Here is a 21,573-nt window from a genome sequence, read left to right as displayed (position 1 = left end):
CGCCTCGTCGGCGTCCGCGAAAGGGTACGATTGCAGCAGGCCTCGCTGCCGAGGCGAGAAAGAGGTGCGCTTCAGAACGGCGCATCGCGGATGATGCCGCCGCCCTTGCTGCCTCCGGTCGAGCTCGTGCCACGCTGCGCGGGCGCTGGAGGCGCGGGCCTCTGTGCAGGGGGGGCCGCCGTCGGCCTGGTCGCTGGCACTGCGGGCGTCGCTGCGCTCCCGGTGGAAGCGGGCGCCGTGGCAGAAGCTGGCGCCGTGGCAGAAGCAGGCGCCGTGGCCGCGGGAGGCGCCGCGACAGAAGCAGACGGCGTCGCGCCGGCAGATGTCGTCGCCGCGGGAGCCGGAGGAGGCGACGGCGCTGAGGCGCTCGGCGCCGGCGAGGCGCCGTCGTTCGCAGCCGCGGCGGCGGTCGATGGACCGTGGGGCGCCTGCGAGGCGGCGGGGGGCGTGGTCGCTGTGGCGGGGGTCTCCGCCACCGACGATGCCGCCGGGGGCCCGGGATCCTCTCCGGCGTCGTCTCGACGCAAGGTGCGAACGACGACGAACAGCAAGGCCAGGCCCGCCAGGGCGAGCACGACCCGCAGCGCCGTCTTGTTCGGCGTGGACACGGGGATCTCGATCGGATCGTGGTCTTCCGTGCGGACGCCGGACGCGGCCACGGAATCAGCGCTCTCCCTGGCCGGCTGCGCCGCGCGGGAGCCCCTGCGCGCCGGCCGGGCCGACGGCGGTTCATTCTCCGGGGGCGGGGAGGGGGACTGCTTCACCCGCGGCTGCGGCCCTGCGGCGTGCGCGCCGCCCGCGGCCTCCGGCTCGGCGGCTGGCGCGCCAGCCTCGGACGCCGGCTCACCCACTCCCATCTGTGTCTTCCCGGCAGGCGCGGGGTGCTGGTCCCGCGTCGCCGTGCCGCTCTCCTTGGCGATCGGGGAGCCCGCGTCCGCGGCGCCGCCGGCCGTCCGGGCGTCGATGAGCGCCTGAGGCGCGGGGCCGGCCTGCTCACCGGCCCGCGCCGCTCCCGCGTCGCGGGACGTGGCCCCCGCCGCGGGCGGCCCCGGCGGGTCGTCGCCGATGGCGATGGTCGGGACCCCCTCGATCACGGTGTCGGACACGCCGGCCGCGCCGGCTGGGGGAGCTTCGAGCACGCGCGTCGTGGGCGCCGCGGGTGCAGCAGGAGAAGGCACCGCCGCGGGTCCAGCCTTCGCCGCCGACGCTTCGGCGGGGGAGGCCGTCTGAGCTTCCGACGATTTCGCAGCGGATGCGCCGGGCTCCTGAGCTACGGCGCCGCCGCGCGCGTCGCCTCGGGCGCCCGACAGCTCGTCGAACCCCTCCCAGGATGGCCGGATCGACGAAGCGATCCGCTCCGCCTCCTCCGCAGAGAGGGAGCGCTCACCAGGTTCCGCGGTTGTCGATTGCTCCCCCGCAGTCATCGCGGTGAGGAACTTACCACCCGCGTCTGCTGCACCGCAATCTCGCGACGGATCGGCGCATCACCGGCTGCCGCGCACGGCGGGAACGCGCGCCCCCCGGCGCCCCCGGAAACCACCGCGAACGGCTCACCCGCCGCGCACCTCGCGCAGCAACGCGTCATCCCAGGTGTCGGCGACCTGGCTCACCGTCGTGACGATATCCTCGAACTCTTCGTACTCGAGCGCGCTGAGGCGCCGCAGGCAGCGCACCACCACCTCGTTGCGCGACTTGTCGATCGCGAAGGCCGCGTCGGAGGTGATGACGAAGCTGAGCTCCAGGAGGCGCCTGTAGAAGGCCTCGCGCCCGCTCAGGGGGACGGCCATGATGGGCGAGAAGACCATCAGGACGCCCTGAGCCTCCAGCACGTTGACGCCGATCGTCGCGCTCCCGTGCTGAAGCTGGGCGTATCCCGTCTCGTCGAGCGTGCTGGCGCCAGCGCCGCTCGGAGGTCTGGCCCCGCCCTGAGAGCTCGCGTTGTACCGGGCGAGATACGCGTTGACCATGCTCGTCGCGTCGGCAAACCTCTCCCCCGACGCGCGGTCCGCGTAGAGGGGTCCTGTGGATGAAGTGGGCGTGAGGTCGGGCACGTGAAACCTCCTGGACGCATCGCCAGTCGCTCGGCGCGCGGGGCTGAACTGGCGAGCCGACAGCTCATCAGCCCGGCGTGGTTGCATCGTAGCGCCCCGGCGTTCGCGGCGATCGCGCTTTTTGCAGTGGTGGCGCACGCCACCCTCGGGTGCAGCGCGGAGGGCAGCGCGCCGGCCGCGCCCGCCGGCATCTCCGACGAGGAGCGCGCCGCCGCGCTGCTCGATCCGGCGGCGCTCCTCCCCCCCCGCGCCGAGACGGTCGCCCTCGCCGATGCCGTCGCCATCGCGTCATCGCGCGCCGGGGCGCCGGCGCAGGCGGCCTCGCTCGCGGAGCTGGCCGGCGATCTTCGCATGCGGCTCTTCCGCCTCGATCAGGCGGTCACCGACGCGCGCGAGGCGATGGAGCTCTACGGCGCGGCGGCGACGGCCTTCCGCGCCTCGGCCGATCCGGCCCACGTCGAGCGCGCGTGCCAGGCCGAGCGCCGCCGCGCGCTGCTCGCCGGCGAGCTCGCTCACGACGCGGCCGTCGCGTACCGCGAGCTCTACCTGGTCTCGCGGCGCTACGCGGCCCTCGCCCCGCCCGCGCCGTCCGGCGGCGCGCCGCGCTCGCAGTGCCTGGGCGCGCTCGCGCTCGCGCTCGCGCAAGCCGCCGCCTACAGGCCGAGCGGGGACGCGCTGCGCGCGCTGGAGCAGGAGGGGCACCGCGTCGAGGGCGTCGCGCTCGCGCTCGCAGCGGGGCCCGCGCCGGGCTCCTCCGCCGCGCCCGCGAGCTCCGCGACCGCGGCGCCGGTGCAGGTGACGACCGCCGAAGCCACCGGCGATGTCGTCGTCGCCCCCCGGGCGCCGGCCGCGCCCACCGGCCCGGTGAAGATCACCTCGATCGAGCGGCACGGCTCGGACAAAGGGGCGCGCGTCGTTGTCGAGCTCTCCGCGCCGACGACGTTCGACGTCGGCACGCTCGCGGCGGACGAGAGCGCCGGCAAGGACGCGCGCGTGTTCGTCGACATCGCGAGGGCGACGTCGCGCGGCGTCGCGCGGGAGATCGAGGTCGGCGGCGTCCTGCGGCGGGTGCGCGTCGGCGTCCAGCCGAACGGAACGCGCGTCGTCCTCGATCTCGCCGCCAACCTGCACCGCCGGATCTTCTACCTCCCCGATCCGTTCCGGATCGTCGTCGACGTGAGCACCCGCGCTCCGCTGCGCGACGACAAGGACAACCCCGGCGGCGCGCGGGAGGTCCGGCGCGTCGCGATCGACCCGGGGCACGGCGGGAACGACACCGGCGCCGTCGGCCCCACGGGGTTGAAGGAGAAGGACGTGACGCTCGACGTCGCCCATCGCGTCGCCCCGCTCCTCGCGCGCGAGCTCAAGATCGAGACGCTCCTCACGCGGGACAGCGACACCTACGTGCCGCTGGAGCTCCGCACCGCGCGCGCGAACGCGTTCCACGCCGACCTGTTCGTCTCGATCCACTGCAACGCGAGCGAGAACGGCCGCGCTCGTGGGGTCCAGACGTTCTCGCTCGCGGCCCCTCACGACGGCGAGGCGACGTCGGCGCAGCTCGCGGCGCGCGAGAACGCCGCCCGCGCCGAGCGGGGAGGGCAGGGCGTGGACCTGGGTGATCCCGGCGCCCGCCTCGAGGTGGCGGCGATCCTGTCGAACCTCAACGTCGGCGACATGGCGGCCCGCTCGCGCCACTTCGCCGAGCTCCTCCAGCGGTCGTCGCTCGCCTCGCTCTCGCCCCGCTACCCCGACACGAAGGATCAAGGCGTCAGGGGCGCGGGCTTCTTCGTCCTCGCGGGCGCCGACATGCCGGCCGCGCTGTTCGAGACGTCGTTCATCTCGAACCCCGAGGACGAGGCTCGCCTCGCGACCGCCGACTTCCGGCAGAAGATGGCGGACGCCATCGTGAACGCGATCCGCGCCTACCGCGAGGGCAAGTGAGGGGCGCCGCCGGCGTGCGCGGGCCGCGCTGGCGTCGCCCGCGCACGCGTCACCCTCGCTCGAGGCCCATGAGCCGCTCGAGCGAGTCGCGCAGCTCGCCGGCCTCGCCCTTCTTGATGAAGTCGTAGGCGCCCGCCTCGGTCGCGTTCTTCTTCATGTCCTCGTGGTTCGAGTACACGATGCAGCGGATGTGCGAGGTCGCGTCGATGGAGCGGAGCCGCTCCAGACAGCGCACGCCGTCGAGGCCCGGCATCATGATGTCCAGGATGAGCGCGTCGGGCTGGAGGTTGCCCACCGCGACGAGCGCGTCGAACGGATCCTGGAACGTGGTCAGGTCGAACCGCCGCGAGAGGGTCTTGCGGAGCGCGGCGAGGACGGAGGGGTCGTCGTCGACCACGACGACCTTCGGCTTGCCCATCCGGAGGATCTCCGGGATCGGGTAGCCGTACTTTCGGAGGAAATCGAGAACGTCCAGCCGCCGGAAGCGGAGGTGCCGTCCGGGCGTGCGGAAGTGGCGGATCTCCCCCTTGTCCGCCCAATTGTGGATGGTCTTGAGGTCCACCTGACAGAAGCGCGCGACGTCGCTCGCGGTGAACAGCTCGGGCTGCGTCGTGTTCTCTTTCGGGTTCGTTTCCATGGCTCACTCCTCGAGATCAGGCGTCGCCGGCACGGAGGGGGCATTCGTCTGGGGGGTGTCGAAGCTGGTCGGCACGGGTGGATCTGGCTCTCGTTCCTGTTTGATGTGGATCAGGGATCCATGTGCGCAGCATTCTTCGGCGACGAAGCGCCCGTTGCGCAGGACATAACGGGTCGGCCCCTCGGCGCGCCGATCGCGCGCCTCGTGCGAAGGGTCGCCTGGCAGCGCCAGGTAGGGCGGCTCGGCCCCATCGCCCGGGACGAAGCGCGGACAGATCGGCAAGAGCGACTGGCGTTCCGCGAGCGCCACGGCGCTGCGCACGTCCAGGGCCACGGCGAGGAGATCGAGCGTGCGTGAAGTCGGCGGAGCGAGAAGGATCTCCCCACGCGCGGCGCGCTCCAGGACCTCGGACGGCGCGGCCCAGAAGCTCATCGTCGTCTCGTGTCCGTCGTGTCGCCCGATCTGGCCCGGCGGTAGCGGCAGCAGGAAGAAGCGCGCGTCGAAGCGCCGCGCCTCCGCGACGGGCGTGATCCACCGCGCCCACGGGACGAGCGCCGCGAGGGCGAGCTTCAGGCCACGCCGCGCGAGGACCGCATCGAGCGGCGCCCCGGCGGCGAGCTCCCGCCCGACCTCGTCGACGTCGTCGCCAGACAGCGGCGGATCGGTCGGCAGGATGCTCCCTTCCTCCAGCGTCTCGCGGCACGCGGCCACGCACAGCGCTCGCGCAGGCGTCTCGCCCGTCGCGAACGCAGCGGCGCGCGCCGGCGGCTCGGTCGCCCGATCCCTCCAGACTTCCGCGCCGTCCTGCGCGTCCACCTTCCCACCGGGGAACACCACGGCGCCTCCCATGAAGCTCGAGCTCGCGTGGCGGCGAACGCAGAACACCTCGATCCCCGCGCGACCGTCACGGAGGACGATCACCGTCGAGGCATCGCGGGGACGGACAGGGGTTCGGTTCTGATCGAAATCCAGCAATATGGGATAAATTTGTTCCACGTGAGCTGCCTTTCGTCAAACCGTCCGCTGCGTCTCACTTCCGGCGTGCTCTGTGGCGAGCATGCGGATTTGAGGCCAAGTCCGCCGCCTTTTCCGGTGGCTCGGGGACTTCCCGCAGATGCTTTCCACGCAGTCCCGACAACCGATGCCGACGGATGCCGCGGCGTCCGGTCGGTCGCGGGCGAGATGGCGAATGACGACGCGCGTGACGACCGATGGCGAATCGAGAGGCGTCGGCCGCAGTGATAACGGGCGATCTCTGCCTGCGACGGAGGCGTCGTTGACGGGCTCGGCTCCCACGCCTAGAATCCCGCGCCTCGCAATTTCGGGGGGGTGTCTGGCCTCTCCGGACATGTCGCGGAGCCGTAAGCCCCGTCCCGGCAGCCGGGGTCAGCGCCCCGCGGCTTGCATGCGCCAGGGAGCTCAGGACGGCAGCGCCGAACGGCGCATTCGACGCGAGAGGACCTATGAACAAGGCCCAGCTGAAAAAGTTCAAGACCCTGCTTGAGACGAAGCGCGACGAGATCGTCAAGAAGGCCAAGCAAACGCTGACCGAGGACATGATGCTCGACGCGAACGATCTCCCTGACGAGATGGACCTCGCGTCGAGCGAGTACCTGCAGTCGTTCACCTTCCGGCTCCGCGGCCGCGAGAAGTCGTTCCTCGACAAGATCCAGAAGGCCCTCGTGAAGATCGAGGACGGCTCGTTCGGCAAGTGCGAGGAGTGCGAGGAGGAGATCTCGGCGAAGCGCCTCGAGGCGCGCCCCGAGACGACCCTGTGCATCCGCTGCAAAGAGGATCAGGAGAGGGTCGAGAAGGACTACGGCTGACGCTGCGCCGCGCGCGGAGGCCGCCCGTCGGTGGCCTCCACGCGCGATGGTGCCTCCGCGCCGTCGGGCGTGCGCTCCCGCTCCTGGTCCGTGTCGTGCGGACGGGACGGGGCCACGCCCGTTTTGCTATTTGCGGGCGGCCGCGCGGGCGCGCGGCTGCTGCGGGGTGCGACGCTTCGCCGCCGTGAGCGTTTCGCGCAGGTACGCGCCGGTGAACGACGCCTCCTCTTGCGCGATGTCCTCCGGGGTGCCGGCGGCGACGATCGTCCCGCCGCGCTCGCCGCCCTCGGGGCCGAGGTCGATCACCCAGTCGCTGCAGGCGATCACGTCGAGGTTGTGCTCGATCACGAGGACCGTGTTCCCCGCGTCGCGCAGGCTCATCAGGCTCGCCGTGAGCACCTCGATGTCGGAGAAGTGCAGGCCCGTCGTCGGCTCGTCGAGCACGTAGAGCGTGCGGCCGGTGGCCTTGCGCGCGAGCTCGCGCGCGAGCTTCACGCGCTGCGCCTCGCCGCCCGAGAGCGTCGTCGCCGGCTGCCCCAGCGTGATGTAGCCGAGGCCGACCCGCGCGAGCGCGGCGAGCCGCTCCCGGACGCGGGGGAGCGACTCGAACTGGTCGATCGCCTGCTCGACCGTCAGGTCGAGCGCGTCGGCGATCGACATCCCGCGGTAGAGCACCTCGAGCGTCTCGCGGTTGTACCGGCGGCCGCCGCACGTCTCGCACGTCACGAAGATGTCGGGCAGGAAGTGCATCTCGATCCGGAGCACGCCGTCGCCCTGGCAGGCCTCACAGCGGCCGCCCTTCACGTTGAACGAGAAGCGGCCCGCCTTGTATCCGCGCGTCCTCGCCTCCGGGAGGCCCGCGTAGAGCTCGCGGAGGAGCCCGAAGACCCCCGTGTACGTGGCCGGGTTGGACCGCGGCGTGCGGCCGATCGGGGCTTGATCGATCGAGATGACCTTGTCGATGTGCGAGAGGCCCTCGATGCCGTCGCACGCGCCGATCGGGGCGGAGCTCCTGTACAGCTCGTTCTTCGCGGCCGGCAGCAGCGTGTCGACGATGAGGCTCGACTTGCCCGAGCCGGAGACGCCGGTGACCGTGCAGAAGAGGCCGACGGGGATCTCGGCCGTGACGTTGAGGAGGTTGTGGGCCCGCGCGCCGCTCACGCGGATGAAGCGCCCGTCGGGGCGCTGGCGCTTCGTGGGGATCGCCAGCTGCTTCTTGCCGCTGAGGTAGGGGCCCGTGATCGACGCCGGATCGGCGCTCAGCTCCTCCGGCGTGCCCTGCGCCACCACGTTGCCGCCGTGCACGCCCGCGCCCGGCCCCATGTCCACGATGTGGTCGGCCGCGAGGATGGCGTCGCGGTCGTGCTCGACGACGACCACGGTGTTGCCGAGGTCGACGAGCCGCCGGAGCGCCTCGAGCAGGCGCGTGTTGTCGCGCGCGTGCAGGCCCACCGAGGGCTCGTCGAGCACGTAGAGCACGCCGACGAGCGCGGCCCCGATCTGCGTCGCGAGGCGGATGCGCTGGCCCTCGCCGCCGGAGAGGGTCTGCGCGGAGCGGTCGAGCGTGAGGTAGTCGAGCCCGACGTCGATGAGGAACCCGAGGCGGGCGATCACCGCCCGGAGCAGCGGCTCGGCGATCGCGCGCTCGCGCGGCGCGAGCGCCCCGTCGACGTGGGCCTCGCCCGCGGCCTGCCCATCGGCGGGGGCCCGCGGCGCCCCTTCCTTCGGGGGCATGAGGCCCTCGAGGAAGACGCGCAGCGTGCGCAGCGGCAGGGTGCCGACGTCCGCGATGTTGCGATCCCCGAGGCGCACGGCGAGCGCCTCGGGGCGCAGGCGCCTGCCGTCGCAGGCGTCGCACACGCGCGTGATGACGAAGCGGCCGATCTCGTCGGAGAGCGCGGCGCTGTCCTCGTCGGGATCGGCCTCCTCCTCGTCGGCGAGGGCGGGCTCGCCGCTGCTCAGCAGGCGCTCGAGCCGCGGGATGATCCCCTCGTAGGCGGCCCTCTTCTTCCCCCGACCGCCGGCGGCCGGGGCGTCGCTCCCCTCGAGGATCGCCTGCCGCACCGCCGCCGGCAGCTTCGCCCACGGGACGTCCGGATCGCAGCCGAGGGCGCTGACGGCCCGCTCCGTCTCCGTGGCGAGCGAGAGCGAGCCGCGCCGCCCCCAGGCCACCACGGCGCCCTCGCGGAGCGTGCGCCGAGGATCGGGGACCACGCGGTCCGGATCGATGCGGGTCCTCGCGCCGATGCCGTCGCAGGCGGGGCACGCGCCGTGCGGGCCGTTGAAGGAGAACATCCGCGGCTCGATGGGCGGCAGGGAGATGCCGCAGTCGATGCACGCGAAGCGCTCGCTCATCCAGAGCGGCTCGATCTTCATGCCGTCGCTGGAGATGTCGACGAGCAGCCTGCCCTCGCCCAGCTTGAGCGCGAGCTCGACGGAGTCGGTGAGCCGGCCCTTGATGCCGTCCTTGACCACGATCCGGTCCACGACCACATCGAGGTCGTGCGCGCGCGTCCGATCGAGGACGATCTCGTCGCCGAGATCGACGATCTCGCCGTCGATGCGCGCTCGCACGAAGCCCTCCCGGCGCAGCCGCTCGATGTCGAGCTTCAGCTCTCCGCGGCGGCCTCGCGCGATGGGCGCCATGATCGTGACCCGCGTCTTGTCGCCGAAATCGAGGATGCGGTCGACGATCTGCTGCACCGTCTGGGCCTCGATGCGCTTGCCGCACGCGGGGCAGTGCGGGGTGCCGACCCGCGCGAAGAGCAGGCGGAGGTAGTCCGAGATCTCGGTCACCGTGCCGACGGTCGATCGCGGGCTCTTCGCCAGCGCGCGCTGCTCGATCGCGATGGCGGGCGAGAGGCCCTCGATCGACTCGACGTCCGGCTTGGACAGCTGCTCGAGGAACTGCCGCGCGTAGGCGGAGAGCGACTCGACGTAGCGGCGCTGCCCTTCCGCGTAGATGGTGTCGAACGCCAGGGACGACTTGCCCGAGCCGCTCGGGCCGGTGATCACCACCAGGCGGTCGCGCGGAAGCGACACGCTGACGTTCTTGAGGTTGTGCTGCCGGGCGCCTCGAACGACCAGTCGATCCATAGGGGGAACCGGAGAGCTATCACACACGGAAGCGGGCGTGGCGCCGCTCCTGCTCGCCGCTCGCTGCTCGGTCGGCTCTGTTGCCCCGCCCCGTCGTCGCGCGCCGCGACGCGCTGCGCACGGCGCGGGCGAGGTCTTCCGGTTGTCTTGCAATTCTTCTCACGTCGCTGCGCTGCGAGCTGGACTATGAGAGGGCGCGCAGGTGGAAGCGCGTGCAAGGAGTGTCCTGATGGCGGTCGGCGCCGGCGCTGCGCTCGGCGTGGTCGCGCTCCTTGCGCGGTACGCGCCTGAGCTCGACGCGCTGCTGCTCGCGCCGCCCTCTCCGTCCGGGCGCTTCGAGCCCGGTCCCGCTGCGGCGCGCTCTGCCGGGCCCGCGGCGCCCGCGTCGTTCACGCCAGCACCCGCAACGGCCGCTGGTCAGGGGGAGCCAGCAGCGCCCGCGCCGGGCTCGCCTCCCGGTGCGGCCGCGGTTTCGCGAAGCGCGAGCCCGCGGGCGACCGCGGCGGCCCCGCTGGTGGATCCCTTCGCGGAGGATCCGGTAGCGCGCGCTGCGTGTCCCGCCGACATGACCTTCGTGGAGGGCGATTTCTGTCCATCCCTCCCGTATGTCTGCACCCGCAGCGGCGACGGAGCCGGCCATGGCTGCCCCGAGTACGGGCGCGGCGCCCGGTGCAGGGCTCCGGTGGATCACCGGCGCTTCTGCATCGACCGCCACGAGTGGCCGAACCGGGTGGGCGAGCTCCCGCGCGTCTACGTCGACTGGTACGAGGCGAAGTCGCTCTGCGCCTCGATCGGCAGGCGGCTGTGCCGGCGCTCCGAGTGGATGCTCGCTTGCGAAGGCCCGAAGCGCCTGCCGTATCCTTGGGGCTTCGTGCGCACGCCAAGCCCTTGCAACATCGACCGCGCCGCGATCGAGTTCGACATCGACGCCATGGTGGACGAGGCGACCCGCGAGGGCGAGATCGCCCGGCTGTGGCAGGCCGATCCCATCGGATCGCACCCGAACTGCATCAGCGCCTACGGGGCGTACGACCTTTCCGGCAATGTCGACGAGTGGACCGACAACCTCGCCGACGATCCGGGCACGTCGCGCCCGGCCACGCTCAACGGCGGCTACTGGGGTCCTGTTCGGAACACCTGCCGCCTCACGACCGGAGGGCACGGGCCGACGTTCAAGTTCTACCAGGTCGGCTTCCGCTGCTGCGCGGACACGGTCGACGGCGTCGTCACGCCGCCGCCGCGGCCCTTCATCGAGCGCGACCGCGAGAAGGACGGCGTGTACGACTGACATGCGCGAGCGCATCGCCTTCATCGCCGCCCTCGTCGTCGCCGCCCTGGTGAGCGCGCTCCTCTTTGCCCCCCGCTTCCAGAGGCCGCCTGGGCCGCTCGACGCGGCGAGCGCGGCCCCGGTCGCGAGCGTCGCCCCGCCGGAGCCGGCCCCGCCGGCGCCCGCGCTGGCGCCTCAGGCGCCTCCGCCGCTGCCTGCGTACGTGCGCGTCGACCCGGAGAGCCGCGCGGCGTGCCTCGGCGGGATGGTGCTCGTCGACGGCATCTACTGCCCGTACGTCGGGCACCACTGCGCCGCGTACATCGACGAGGAGAAGGACATCTGCGCGCGGTTCGAGCCGGAGGTCCTCTGCGAGGGGCGCCTCCAGCACCGGCGCTTCTGCATCGACGTCTTCGAGTACCCGAACATCGAGGGCGTCCGCCCGGTGGTGATGGTCAACTGGCTGGAGGCGAAGCGCGCCTGCGAGATCGAGGGCAAGCGGCTCTGCTCCGGCGAGGAGTGGGAGTTCGCGTGCGAGGGGCCGCAGATGTGGCCCTATCCCTACGGGATCGCTCGCGATCCCGACGCCTGCAACATCGACAGGAAGATCTCGATGCCGGTGCTCGAGACGTTCGCTGACCCCTGGAAGATCTCGGCGGAGGTCGAGCGGCTCGATCGCCGGGTTGCGTCCGGGGAGATGAGCCGGTGCGTCAGCCCCTTCGGCGTGCGCGACATGACCGGCAACGTGGACGAGTGGGTGAACAACGAGCTCGGCACGCTGGACGAGAAGCCGTTTCGATCGACGCTGAAAGGGGGGTACTGGGGGCCGATCCGCTCGCGGTGCCGCCCGGTCACGTCGACGCACAACCGGTGGTTCCGCTTCTATCAGGTCGGGTTCCGGTGCTGCTCCGACGCGCTCGACGGCGGCAAGGCCGTGACCCCGGCAGCCAAAACGGCGCGCATCCCGCGCCGCAGCCCGATGGTCGATCCGGGCGGGCGGCAGGGGCCGTGAGGGGCCGCGGCCTGTGGCGTGGCCTCGGGCGTGGCCTCGGGCGCGGCCTGTGGCGTGGCCTCGGGCGTGGCCTCGGGCGTGGCCTCGGGCGTGGCCTCGGGCGTGGCCTCGGGCGTGGCCTCGGGCGTGGCCTCGGGCGTGGCCTCGGGCGTGGACTGACCGCGCACGCCGGCGCGATGTCCGGCGAGGCCCCTCGTCGCGCTGCGCCCCGTCCGCGGACGGGCTTCCTTCACGGCCGAGCCACCCCTGATCGCCGTGGCGCCATCGGGGAACCCGGTCCGGCCGAACCGCTCCCCTTCCAACTGCGCGCCGCTTGGACTACGTTGTCCGCCGGTGCGAAAGTGGGCGGACCCGATCGGGGGTTCGCCCTTGTACCAGGGCCTATAGCTCAATCGGTCAGAGCCCCCGGCTCATAACCGGGCTGTTCCTGGTTCGAGTCCAGGTGGGCCCACGAAAGCCACGAAACAGAAGGAGACAAGGAAGCACGTGAGCATCCGCGAGCAGATCGCATTCCTCGAAGAGCTGTCGGCCATCGACAGCGAGATCCGCCGCATCGATGAGCAGCTCGACAAGCAGCGCGGCAGCCTGGAAGGGATGCGGTCCGATCTGAAGCGGCTAGAGGAGCGGCTGAAGGGCGATCGGGAGACCCTGGCGGCGATGGAGAAGACGCGCTCCGAGCTCGTCGTCGAGCTCCGCCAGATGTCGAGCCAGATCGAGCGCTCGCGGGAGAAGCTGCAGCGCTCCCGGAACGAGCGCGAGTCCAACGCGGCGCAGCGCGAGATCGAGGAGCTGCGCAAGCTGCACCGCGATCGCGAGGAAGAGATCGAGCGGCTGAACTCGGCCTCCGAGGGGGCGCGCTCGGCGATCGATGTGGCGGAGGCGAAGCGCGTCGAGCTGGCGGGGGCGATCGACGGCAGCGCGCCGGGGACGCAGGCGTCGCTGGCGGCGCTCGAGACCGAGCGCGGCCAGCGCGCCGAGGCGCGCCAGCAGGTGGTCGGCAAGCTGCCGGTCGTCCTGTACCGCCGCTACGAGTCGATCCGGACGCGCAGGCCCGTCGCGATCGCCCGCACCTACGACGGCACATGCCTCGGCTGCCACCTGTCCGTGCCGCCGATGATGTTCCAGAAGATGCGCCGCCAGGAGGAGTTCGAGCGGTGCCCGAACTGCAACCGGATCCTCTACTACATGCCGCCGGAGCCCGCGACGGGCAGCACGCCGGCCGCGGACCCCTCCCGCGCCTGATCCAGGGTGCGCGGCTTGAAGACGTGTTCCGCCTGCTTCAGGCTCTTCTCGCACGACAGCGGCTTCTGTCCGGTCGACGGGCAGCGCCTCATCCCGGTCGCTGAGGTATCGCCGCCGGTCCACCCGGAGGACAGGCGCGTCGGCGCGACCCTCTGCGGCGGGCGCTACCAGGTCTGGCGGATCGTCGCCGACGGCGGCATGGGGCGCGTCTATCAGGCGCTCGATCTGCGGACCGGCCGCAGCGTCGCCCTGAAGATCCTCCACCCCGAGGTCGCGCTCGACGAGGTAAGCGTCGAGCGCTTTCACCGCGAGTTCGAGGTCAGCGCGTCGCTGCCCCACGAACAGATCGTCGATGTGCTCGCCTTCGAGAAGACCGAGGACCACAGCTTCGCGCTGGTCATGGAGTACCTCGAGGGCGAGGAGCTGCGGACGGTCCTCAAGCGCGACAAGGTGCTGCCCCCCGAGCGCCTGGTGCGGATGCTGTCGCAGATCGCGCTCGGCCTCGAGGAGGCCCACAAGCGCAAGGTCGTGCACCGCGATCTCAAGCCGGACAACATCTTCCTGGTCGGCACTCACGACGGCGACATGGTGAAGATCCTCGACTTCGGCAGCGTGCGCGACAACAGCGAGGGCGCGAAGAAGCTGACCGTCGTCGGCACGACGATCGGATCGCCCTTCTACATGTCCCCCGAGCAGGCGCAGGGGCTGCTCGCGCTCGACCATCGCGCCGACGTCTGGTCGGTCGCGGCGATCGTGTTCGAGTGCGTCACGGGGAAGGTCCCGTTCCACGCGCCGACCGGTCCGATGATCCTCGTGGCCATCATGGGCAGCAACCCGCTGCCTCCGAGCGTGGCGGGCAAGGCGTACGGGGCGCCGGCCTCGCTCGATCCGGTGATGGAGGAGGCCTTCATGAAGAGCCCGGAGGCGCGCCTCCCCTCCGTCGGCCTGCTCGCCGATCGCGTGGGCCAGGCGTACGGCCTCGCGGGGTCGCACCGCGACTGGGCGTACCTGCCGCAGAAGGAGCTCGCGGCCCGGATCCGCGCCGCGCTGCCGTCGGTCCTGGCCCGCCAGGCGCATGCCCCGGCGAGAGTCGGCGCGGTCCCCGCCGGTGCGAGCGGCGGATCGATCGCCGCCGCGGCCATCGCGCCCTCGCCGGACGCTGCTGAGGCGTTTGCCGAGGACATCGTGATGGGCGTGCCACAGCGCTTGCCGCGCTGGGTCATCCCCGCAGCGGCTGGCGCGGCGGTGCTGCTCTGTGCGCTCGTCGCGCTGCTGATTTCGCGCTGACGGCGGCGCCGGGCCGCGCGCTCGAGCGACGTTGCGCCTTACGCGCCGCGGCGGCGGCTGGGGCGTAAAGCGCGCGCGCTCCGGTTCAGTGCGCCATCGTCCTGGGCGCCGAGGCCCCGCGTTCGCGCTGGCGCCGCCGCTGTGTTATTTGTGTTGACCATGAGCACTCATCCTTCAACTCGGACCCGCAAGCCCCTCTCCGCCGCGATGTGCCTGATCGCGCTCTCCGGGCTCCCCGTCCTCGGCTGTAGCCAGAGCGAAGCGGCGACCTCTCGCGGCGCCCCCGAGGCAGCACCTGCGGCCCCACCCCAGGGCGGAAAATCGAAGGTCGAGGATGCGGTCTACACCCTCGAAATGAAGCCGACGGGGACGTACAAGGCCGGCCAGGAGGGGCTCGTGGAGGTGTCGCTCCTGTCGAAGGGCGACTACCACATCAACGACAAATACCCCATCAAGTTCAAGGTCACCGAGGCGGCCGCCGAGGGCGTTTCGTACCCGAAGCCCTTGCTCAAGCGCGAAGACGGCACGTTCGAGGAGAGCAAGGGCCTCCTCAAGGTCCCGTTCGTGGCGGCCAAGAAGGGCAAGACCAAGGTGGCGGGCGTGCTCTCCTTCAGCATCTGCAGCGCCGCGAATTGTTTGATGCAGAAGCAGGAGCTCGAGGCGGTCGTCGACGTGCAGTAGGCAGAACGGTAAACTCAGCCTCACGTGAACAACGACACCTCCGGTTGCCGGGGGGGCCAGCCCAGCGAGGTCGGCCCCAGCCAGACGGTCCAAGGCAGTGCGGCTGAGCGGGCTCGAAAGGCCCTCTCCGAGCTCGATGCCATCGCCTCCTCGATGGCGCGGCGCTTCAACGAAGAGCAGCGGGTCCTCTCGTTCCAGCAGTACCTGGAGCTCTTCGCTTCCAATCCGGTCCGCTTCGGACGCGACGCGGCTCGCTACGTCCGCGACATGTTCGACCATTTCGGCACGCGGACGATCAAGAAGCCCTGGGGGGAGCTGACCCGGTTCCAGCTCTTCGATCTGCCGTGGGAGCTCCCCGCGACCGAGCCCGCGCAGCAGGGCGCGCCGGCCGCGGCCTCCTACCACGGCCGGGACTTCGCGCTGATCGGCCACGAAGAGCTCCAGGCCGAGGTCTACCGGGTGCTCTGCAACTTCGTGCGCGAGGGCAGGGCCAACAGGCTCGTCCTGATGCACGGGCCGAACGGCTCGGCGAAGAGCACGCTCGCCGCCTGCATCCTGCGCGCCCTGGAGCACTACTCGACCCTCGATGAGGGGGCCGTGTACCGCTTCCACTGGGTGTTCCCGAGCCGCAAGACGATGCGCGGCTCGATCGGCTTCGGCGGCGACGTGAAGGCGAGCGCCGCGGACGGCACGAGCTACGCCCACCTCGAGGACGATCAGATCGACGCCCGGCTCGTGATCGAGCTCAGGGATCACCCGCTGTTCCTGCTCCCGGTGCGAGAGCGGCGCGCGCTCATCCTGAAGCTCTACGAGGACGCCGGCGCGACGGAGCCGCCGCCCGAGTGGCTGATGAGCGGCAAGCTGTCCCACAAGAACCAGCAGGTCTTCGAGGCGCTCCTCGTGGCGAGCGGCGGCTCGCTCGTCGAGACGTTGCGGCACGTCCAGGTCGAGCGGTACTTCATCTCGCGCCGTTACCGCGTCGGCGCGGTCACGATCGGCCCGGAGCTCTCGGTCGACGCCGGCGAGCGGCAGATCACGGCAGATCGCTCGCTCGCCTCGCTCCCGACCTCGCTCCAGGCGACGACGCTCTTCGAGGCGCACGGTGAGCTCATCGAGGCCGCCGGGGGCGTGCTCGAGTTCAGCGATCTCCTCAAGCGACCGCTCGACGCCTTCCGGTACCTCCAGCTCACGCTGGAGACGGGGGAGGTCAGCCTGCCGCAGCAGACGGTGCAGACGAACGTCGTGATGATCGGTAGCGCCAACGACGTGCACCTCAACGCCTTCCGGGAGCACCCGGAGTTCCCGAGCTTCCGCGGGCGCTTCGAGCTCCTGCGCGCGCCGTACCTCCGGAGCTACCCCGACGAGCAGGCGATCTACGACACGCAGATCGTCCCGTTCGTGACCCGCCACGTCGCCCCGCACGCGACGCGCGTCGCCGCGCAGTTCGCCGTGCTCACCCGGATGCGGCAGCCGGAGGCGAAGCGGTACCCCGACGCGCTCGCGCCGCTCGTCTCGAGCCTCACCGCCGTCGAGAAGATGGAGCTGTTCGCGACGGGCACGGCGCCGGAGCGGTTCGACGCCGAGGCGCAGAAGGTCCTGCGCGCGGGCATCGAGGCGATCTACCACGAGAGCGACGCGTCCGTGGACTTCGAGGGGCGCCTCGGCGTCTCGCCGCGGGAGGTTCGGACGCTCCTGCTCGACGCGGCGCAGAGCGAGGACCACGCGTGCCTCTCCCCGTTCGCCGTGCTCGCGGAGCTCGACGCGCTCTGCAAGCGCCAGGCGGAGTACGACTGGCTCAAGGAGAAGCAGCTCGCGGGCGGCTACCACGATCACCGGCTCTTCCGCGAGGTCGTGCGCACGCGCCTGCTCGACACGACCGAGGAGGAGATGCGGACGGCCAGCGGCCTCGTCGACGAGACGCGCTACGCCGAGCTGTTCGATCGGTACGTCTCCCACGTCGGCGTCTGGGTGAAGGGGGAGAAGATCAGGAACCCGCACACCGGCGACTTCGAGAACCCGGACGAGCGCATGATGCGCGAGGTGGAGGCGCTCCTCGGGGTCCGCACGAAGCACGACGATCACCGGCGCGGTCTGATCTCGGCCATCGCGGCGTGGGCCATCGACCACCCTGGCCAGAAGATCGTCAACGCGGTCGTGTTCCCGCAGCAGATCCGCAAGCTGCGGGAGGCGGTGTTCACGGAGCGGCGCAAGGGCGTGGCGCTCCTGGTTCGCGATCTCGTCGCGCTCCTCCGCGACGCGCAAAGCGACGGCAAGTCCGACAAGGGCTGGGGCGAGCTTCGCGAGGAGGAGCGCAGGAACGCGACCCGCGCGCTCGAGCGGCTGCGCGGGATGGGCTACTGCGACCGCTGCGCGCTCGACGCCGCGAGCGCGCTGCTCCGCGCGCGCTTCGCTGAGCTCGTCACCTGAAGCGAAGCATGATCATCGACTCCCACTGCCACGTCGATCCGCGTCATTTCCGCGAGGGAGCGGACGCCGTCCTGGACCGCGCGCGGGCCGCCGGCGTGGACGCGTTCGTGGTCGTCGGCGTCGACGCGGATCTCTCCGCGGCACGCTTCGCCGCGGATCTCGCCGCGCGGCGCGCCGACGTGCACGCCGCGGTCGGCGTCCATCCGCACGACGCCTCCGCCGTGGACGACCGGATGCTCGCGGAGCTCGAGGTCCTCGCGCGCCGGCCCGAGGTCGTGGCCGTCGGCGAGATCGGCCTCGACTACCACTACATGCACTCGTCGAAGGACACGCAGCAGCGCGTCTTCGCCGACCTCGTCGCCCTCGCTCGGAGGGTGGAGAAGCCCATCGTCATCCACACGCGCGAGGCGCCGGAAGACACGCTCGCGATCCTGGAGCGCGCCCAGGCGAGCGACGTGGGCGGCATCATTCACTGCTTCTCCGAGGATCGCGCGTTCGCCGAGCGGGCGCTCGCCCTCGATTTCGACCTCTCGTTCTCGGGCATCGTCACCTTCAAGACCGCGCGCGCGATCCAGGAGGTCGCCGCCTGGGCTCCGGCGGATCGGATCCTGGTCGAGACGGACAGCCCTTACCTCGCGCCGGTGCCGTTCCGGGGGAAGCGGTGCGAGCCAGGGCACGTGCTGCACACGGCGCGCTTCGTCGCGGAGCTCCGGGGCGAGCCCTTCGAGGCGCTGGCCGCGCGCACGGCGGAGAACACCCGCAGGCGGCTGCGGCTCCCGCTGGACGGCGCGCTCACCGGCTGAGACGAGCGCGCGCGGTCTGCGCCTGCGGGCTCGCCCCAGGCACGCCTCGAGGCATAGTGACAGCACGATGGCGCAGAGGTCTCGCGACGGCCGCCGGATCGCCTCCGCGTGGGCGCTCTCCGTCGCAGCCCACGCAGGGCTGGTGGGCGCAGGCGCGCTGGCCGTCGCAGGCTCGTTCTCGGCACGTGAGGTCGCGCGCGCGCGGACGGTCGGGTCGCCAGCCGCGGTGAGCGCGCCGATCGAGATCGAGCTGCCCGTCGTCTCGGACGGCACGCTCGACCGCGCGGCGGCGACCGCGCCCGAACTGGGCGTCCTCCTTTCGCGAGGCGGAGGGGAAGCCGCACCGCGGCCGGACACGGGGACGAGCGGGCGCGGCGGCACCGACGCGGCGGAGCTGCCTGCGTTGAACCTCGCCGACAGGGACGACGCGATCTTCCTGTCTCCAGAGATCCGCTCGCGCCTCGACAGGAGCCAGATCCAGCGTATCCGCTCGTCGCCCCAGCGCGCGTCGCGCGAGGACTGGCGAGCCAGCCGGGAGCCCATGGAGCTCACGTTCCTCGCGGGAGGGCGGGTGGGCCGTCGGCCCGAGCGACGCACGTCGGCCGAGCGCGATCCGTCGCTCGGGGCGCGCGATGGCGGCGCGCCCCAGCGTCGAGGCGGCGTGCTCGGCGCTGCGGCCCAGCCTGCGGGCATCGACGGCGCGAGCGACGTGCCCGCTGCGCGCGACGCGACGCTCCCCCATGGGGCGAGCCCGCGCGCCGCCGGCGGCGCCGTCGAGGGAGGCGAGCGCGCGTCCGCGGGGCTGGGCGTTCGCGACGCGCGGCCCGGCGAGGATCATCGCGAGAGCGCGGCGGTTCCGCTGGCCCGGCCGATGGTCGCGGTGGGCACGCCATCCGTCCCCGCCGACGCCGTGGGGCATCCGAACGACACGGTGGACAGCGAGCAGGAAGTGGCGACGGCGATCCAGTCGCTCGTCCACGCCAGCTCGGCCGGAGGGGCGCGTGGGTTCGGGCCAGGCGGACAGGAAGGACCGGGCGCGACCGGCGCGGGTGGCGTGGCGGGCCGCGGTGCGCGTTCCAGCGCGCTCGGTTCGGGGCGCGGCCGGCTGCTCGACAACGATCCGCTCGATCGCAGGCGCAGCCACTACATGAGGCAGGTCATGGCCAAGCTGCACCCGCTGTGGGCCGACGCGTTTCCGAAGTGGGCCGCGGGCGAGGGGCTTCAGGGGACCGTGATCGTGACCTTCGTGATCCGCGCGGATGGGACCGTGGGAAGCGCGTCGGTGACGCGGCCGAGCGGCATCCCCGAGTTCGATGAGAACTGCCGGCGCGCGGTGCTGCGCGGTTCGCCGTATCCTCCGGTGCCGCCCGAGCTCGGCGAGAGCTTCCGGTGGTCGATGCCGTTCGACGCGAAAAACCCGGCAGTCCTGCCGAAGCACCGAGAGCGCGAACGGTGATCCCGAGCAATCTTCTGGGATGACTGCGGTGACCGTGATGACCGTGATGACCGTGAAGACGGAGATGACCGCGATGACCGCGATGACCGCGTGTCGCGACGCGCACGACCTCGCTTGACAGAGTGGAGACGTGGCGGTACTAGTCCGCCCTCACTTTTGCCGAAGTAGCTCAGCTGGCTAGAGCAGGCGTTTCATACGCGCCGGGTCGGGGGTTCGATTCCCTCCTTCGGCACCAGCAGTGGTGACAGTCGGCCGCTGGCCTCCCTCGGAGGGCCAGCGGTGGCTGAGTGAACATCAAGGCCGCACGTGGACGAGGGTTCCTTCCTCGTCGTTGCTGTACACAGCGTGCCAGCCTTCGGGGAGCTCCGGCTCGGCCCACAGGAAGATGCGCCGCGCATCGATGGGCGTCAGCGCGATGTCGTGGAAGCCCTGCGCTTCGCCGACCCCTGCGCCCAAGTACATGCCGGTGATCGCCTGGCCCGGCGCGAGGTCCATCACCCACGGGGCGTCGGTGACGTCGAAGCTGTCGGCGACCTCGCGCGGATCGATGTTGCGCGTGACGTGCTTGCTCCTCACGCGGAAGGTGCCACGCGCGGTGGACGCGGTCGATTCAGGGTCGCGCAGCTGGTCGCGTCCGGACGAGATCAGCGTGGCGTAGATGGGCTTCTGCCCCTCGTAGGCCGTCAGCGTCTGGTTCACCAGGCTGACGTCGAGCCAGCGCTGCGAGCCTTTGGCGAAGTCGGGGAGCTTGGTGCGACGCACGACGACGACGAGGTCCTGCGCGCGCAGCCAGAAGCCGTCGCGCGCCTCCTCGAAACGGACGCCGTCCACCGTCCTGAACCTGCCCGTGAGCGGCACGCCCGTGTGGCGCTCGAGCTCCTCGTCGTTCTCGCTCGCCTTGCCGCGGCCGAGCGACCACGTGTGAACGTCGTGGCGATGGACGAAGGCCACAGGCAGGCCGAGCTTCTCGACATCGAGGCCGTGCCACGGTGATCCGAGCGCGGCCTGGAGCCGGTCGGCCGGGATGAGCCGTCCGTCGGGCGTCACGCCGAACCTGCGCCCGTCGGCCGCTCCCGCCGTGAACGCGCGGGTGATCGCGACCCCGCTGCCTTTGCGCAGCGCCACCGTCTTCAGCGCGGCGCGCAGATCGACGTGGGCGCCGTCTTTTCCGCCGATGTCGATGCCGAGCGCGGCGACGGGCGGGAGCGGCGCGACCGCGTCGGCGATCGGGAAGAAGAAGTACCCGGCCTCGGTCCTGCGCCCGTCCTCGCCGATGCCGTCGCCGCGCGGCAGCAGCACCGGGGGCCCCGAGGAGACGCCGCGCGCGTCCAGCGGGACGTCGTTGGCTGACGCGCCGAGCTGCGCGTCGCTGCGCTGCACACGCTCGAGGTGGCGATCGAGATCCGGCTCGGCGTGCTGCACCTCCTCGCGGCTCGGCACCCCGAAATACGCCGGGGTGCCCTGGGTTCGCGCGCGGCCGTAGCGGTAGGGGAGGGGCCGCGACGTGTCGGGTGGAGCCGGCAAGAGCGCGAGCACGTCGGTGTTCAGCGTCGCGCCGTCGCCTGCGCAGACGAACCCGCGGGGGCGGACCGCATACCATCCGCCGCTGCACCCCGCGCGTCCGTACGGCTCCGAGGACCTCACGACGGCGGCGCCAGGATAGAGCTCGCCGAGCTTGCGAGCGCCCGCCTGCGGACGCGCGAGCACGGGCGTCCCTGCGCGAAGCGCGACCAGCTTGGGGCCGTCCGCCGGCAGCGCGGCGACCTCGAGCGCACCGTCGTCGCTCGCCCCCTCCTTCGACAGCTCCACCGCCGCGCCTGCCGGTTTGCATCCGCACATGGTCAGCG

General features: G+C 71.9%; 16 protein-coding genes and 2 tRNA genes. 12 read left to right on the top strand and 6 right to left on the bottom strand.

From position 1 onward, the window contains the following. Positions 1-71: 71 nt before the first annotated feature. Both WMF19_RS21785 and WMF19_RS21780 read right to left on the bottom strand, forming a co-directional pair. Positions 72-1,139: a hypothetical protein gene (locus tag WMF19_RS21785; protein ID WP_437900843.1), complete on the bottom strand. Its 1,068-nt coding sequence runs from the start codon at positions 1,137-1,139 to the stop codon at positions 72-74. A 411-nt stretch (positions 1,140-1,550) separates the two neighbouring features. After that, positions 1,551-1,967, bottom strand: coding sequence for a YbjN domain-containing protein (locus tag WMF19_RS21780; RefSeq protein ID WP_437900842.1), 417 nt, complete (start codon positions 1,965-1,967; stop codon positions 1,551-1,553). 213 nt (positions 1,968-2,180) lie between these two features. On the opposite strand from WMF19_RS21780, the gene WMF19_RS21775 reads away from it, so the two are divergent. Further along, the gene (locus WMF19_RS21775) at positions 2,181-3,992 is read left to right on the top strand and encodes an N-acetylmuramoyl-L-alanine amidase (protein ID WP_437900841.1); all 1,812 of its coding nucleotides are present in this window, start codon (positions 2,181-2,183) and stop codon (positions 3,990-3,992) included. A gap of 49 nt (positions 3,993-4,041) precedes the next feature. Here the strand turns inward: WMF19_RS21775 and WMF19_RS21770 are convergent, their stop codons facing one another. Continuing rightward, positions 4,042-4,629: a response regulator gene (locus WMF19_RS21770; protein WP_012236418.1), complete on the bottom strand. Its 588-nt coding sequence runs from the start codon at positions 4,627-4,629 to the stop codon at positions 4,042-4,044. Between the two features lie 3 nt (positions 4,630-4,632). Next, positions 4,633-5,625: an NUDIX hydrolase gene (locus tag WMF19_RS21765; RefSeq protein ID WP_437900839.1), complete on the bottom strand. Its 993-nt coding sequence runs from the start codon at positions 5,623-5,625 to the stop codon at positions 4,633-4,635. Positions 5,626-6,092: 467 nt separating this feature from the next. On the opposite strand from WMF19_RS21765, the gene WMF19_RS21760 reads away from it, so the two are divergent. Beyond that, the gene (locus WMF19_RS21760) at positions 6,093-6,455 is read left to right on the top strand and encodes a TraR/DksA family transcriptional regulator (RefSeq protein WP_012236416.1); all 363 of its coding nucleotides are present in this window, start codon (positions 6,093-6,095) and stop codon (positions 6,453-6,455) included. Between the two features lie 126 nt (positions 6,456-6,581). Here the strand turns inward: WMF19_RS21760 and uvrA are convergent, their stop codons facing one another. Beyond that, entirely contained in the window at positions 6,582-9,551 is a 2,970-nt protein-coding gene (uvrA, locus tag WMF19_RS21755) for an excinuclease ABC subunit UvrA (RefSeq protein ID WP_437900837.1), read from the bottom strand. Between the two features lie 229 nt (positions 9,552-9,780). Here uvrA and WMF19_RS21750 point away from each other — a divergent pair, with 229 nt between their 5' ends. The 10 genes from WMF19_RS21750 (at position 9,781) to WMF19_RS21705 (ending at position 19,961) form a co-directional block, all read left to right on the top strand. Continuing rightward, entirely contained in the window at positions 9,781-10,839 is a 1,059-nt protein-coding gene (locus tag WMF19_RS21750) for a formylglycine-generating enzyme family protein (protein ID WP_437900836.1), read from the top strand. A 1-nt stretch (position 10,840) separates the two neighbouring features. Further along, complete coding sequence (locus WMF19_RS21745; protein WP_437900835.1) at positions 10,841-11,830, top strand: formylglycine-generating enzyme family protein; 990 nt, start codon at positions 10,841-10,843, stop codon at positions 11,828-11,830. A gap of 377 nt (positions 11,831-12,207) precedes the next feature. Continuing rightward, positions 12,208-12,281: transfer RNA gene (locus tag WMF19_RS21740), tRNA-Ile, on the top strand. 35 nt (positions 12,282-12,316) lie between these two features. Beyond that, positions 12,317-13,072 (top strand): zinc ribbon domain-containing protein, encoded by a 756-nt coding sequence (locus WMF19_RS21735; protein ID WP_437330470.1) that lies wholly within the window; start codon positions 12,317-12,319, stop codon positions 13,070-13,072. 15 nt (positions 13,073-13,087) lie between these two features. Continuing rightward, positions 13,088-14,359: a serine/threonine-protein kinase gene (locus tag WMF19_RS21730; protein ID WP_437330469.1), complete on the top strand. Its 1,272-nt coding sequence runs from the start codon at positions 13,088-13,090 to the stop codon at positions 14,357-14,359. Between the two features lie 159 nt (positions 14,360-14,518). After that, positions 14,519-15,040 (top strand): hypothetical protein, encoded by a 522-nt coding sequence (locus WMF19_RS21725; protein WP_437330468.1) that lies wholly within the window; start codon positions 14,519-14,521, stop codon positions 15,038-15,040. A gap of 24 nt (positions 15,041-15,064) precedes the next feature. Continuing rightward, positions 15,065-17,467 carry a PrkA family serine protein kinase gene (locus WMF19_RS21720; RefSeq protein WP_437900834.1) on the top strand — a complete coding sequence of 801 codons (2,403 nt, stop codon included), beginning with the start codon at positions 15,065-15,067 and terminating at the stop codon, positions 17,465-17,467. An 8-nt stretch (positions 17,468-17,475) separates the two neighbouring features. Further along, the gene (locus tag WMF19_RS21715) at positions 17,476-18,270 is read left to right on the top strand and encodes a TatD family hydrolase (protein ID WP_437803355.1); all 795 of its coding nucleotides are present in this window, start codon (positions 17,476-17,478) and stop codon (positions 18,268-18,270) included. A gap of 67 nt (positions 18,271-18,337) precedes the next feature. After that, on the top strand, positions 18,338-19,726 hold the full coding sequence (locus tag WMF19_RS21710; RefSeq protein ID WP_437900833.1) for an energy transducer TonB family protein: 1,389 nt from the start codon (positions 18,338-18,340) through the stop codon (positions 19,724-19,726). Positions 19,727-19,884: 158 nt separating this feature from the next. Next, positions 19,885-19,961, top strand: a tRNA-Met gene (locus WMF19_RS21705). A gap of 59 nt (positions 19,962-20,020) precedes the next feature. Here the strand turns inward: WMF19_RS21705 and WMF19_RS21700 are convergent. Beyond that, positions 20,021-21,565 carry a L,D-transpeptidase gene (locus WMF19_RS21700; RefSeq protein WP_437900832.1) on the bottom strand — a complete coding sequence of 515 codons (1,545 nt, stop codon included), beginning with the start codon at positions 21,563-21,565 and terminating at the stop codon, positions 20,021-20,023. Positions 21,566-21,573 lie beyond the last annotated feature (8 nt).

This window comes from Sorangium sp. So ce124, assembly GCF_051525235.1.
GTDB lineage: Bacteria > Myxococcota_A > Polyangia > Polyangiales > Polyangiaceae > Sorangium > Sorangium atrum.
The sequence above is the reverse complement of the archived record's forward strand: the minus strand, read 5'-3'. Positions and strand labels throughout refer to the sequence as shown.

Excerpts from the sequence above, each read along its gene's own strand:
- WMF19_RS21780 (WP_437900842.1), bottom strand. The coding sequence starts at position 1,967 with ATGGTCAACGCGTATCTCGCCCGGTACAACGCGAGCTCTCAGGGCGGG.
- WMF19_RS21770 (WP_012236418.1), bottom strand. The coding sequence starts at position 4,629 with ATGGAAACGAACCCGAAAGAGAACACGACGCAGCCCGAGCTGTTCACC.
- WMF19_RS21760 (WP_012236416.1), top strand. The coding sequence starts at position 6,093 with ATGAACAAGGCCCAGCTGAAAAAGTTCAAGACCCTGCTTGAGACGAAG.
- uvrA (WP_437900837.1), bottom strand. The coding sequence starts at position 9,551 with ATGGATCGACTGGTCGTTCGAGGCGCCCGGCAGCACAACCTCAAGAAC.
- WMF19_RS21750 (WP_437900836.1), top strand. The coding sequence starts at position 9,781 with ATGGCGGTCGGCGCCGGCGCTGCGCTCGGCGTGGTCGCGCTCCTTGCG.
- WMF19_RS21745 (WP_437900835.1), top strand. The coding sequence starts at position 10,841 with ATGCGCGAGCGCATCGCCTTCATCGCCGCCCTCGTCGTCGCCGCCCTG.
- WMF19_RS21725 (WP_437330468.1), top strand. The coding sequence starts at position 14,519 with ATGAGCACTCATCCTTCAACTCGGACCCGCAAGCCCCTCTCCGCCGCG.
- WMF19_RS21715 (WP_437803355.1), top strand. The coding sequence starts at position 17,476 with ATGATCATCGACTCCCACTGCCACGTCGATCCGCGTCATTTCCGCGAG.
- WMF19_RS21710 (WP_437900833.1), top strand. The coding sequence starts at position 18,338 with ATGGCGCAGAGGTCTCGCGACGGCCGCCGGATCGCCTCCGCGTGGGCG.
- WMF19_RS21700 (WP_437900832.1), bottom strand. The coding sequence starts at position 21,565 with ATGTGCGGATGCAAACCGGCAGGCGCGGCGGTGGAGCTGTCGAAGGAG.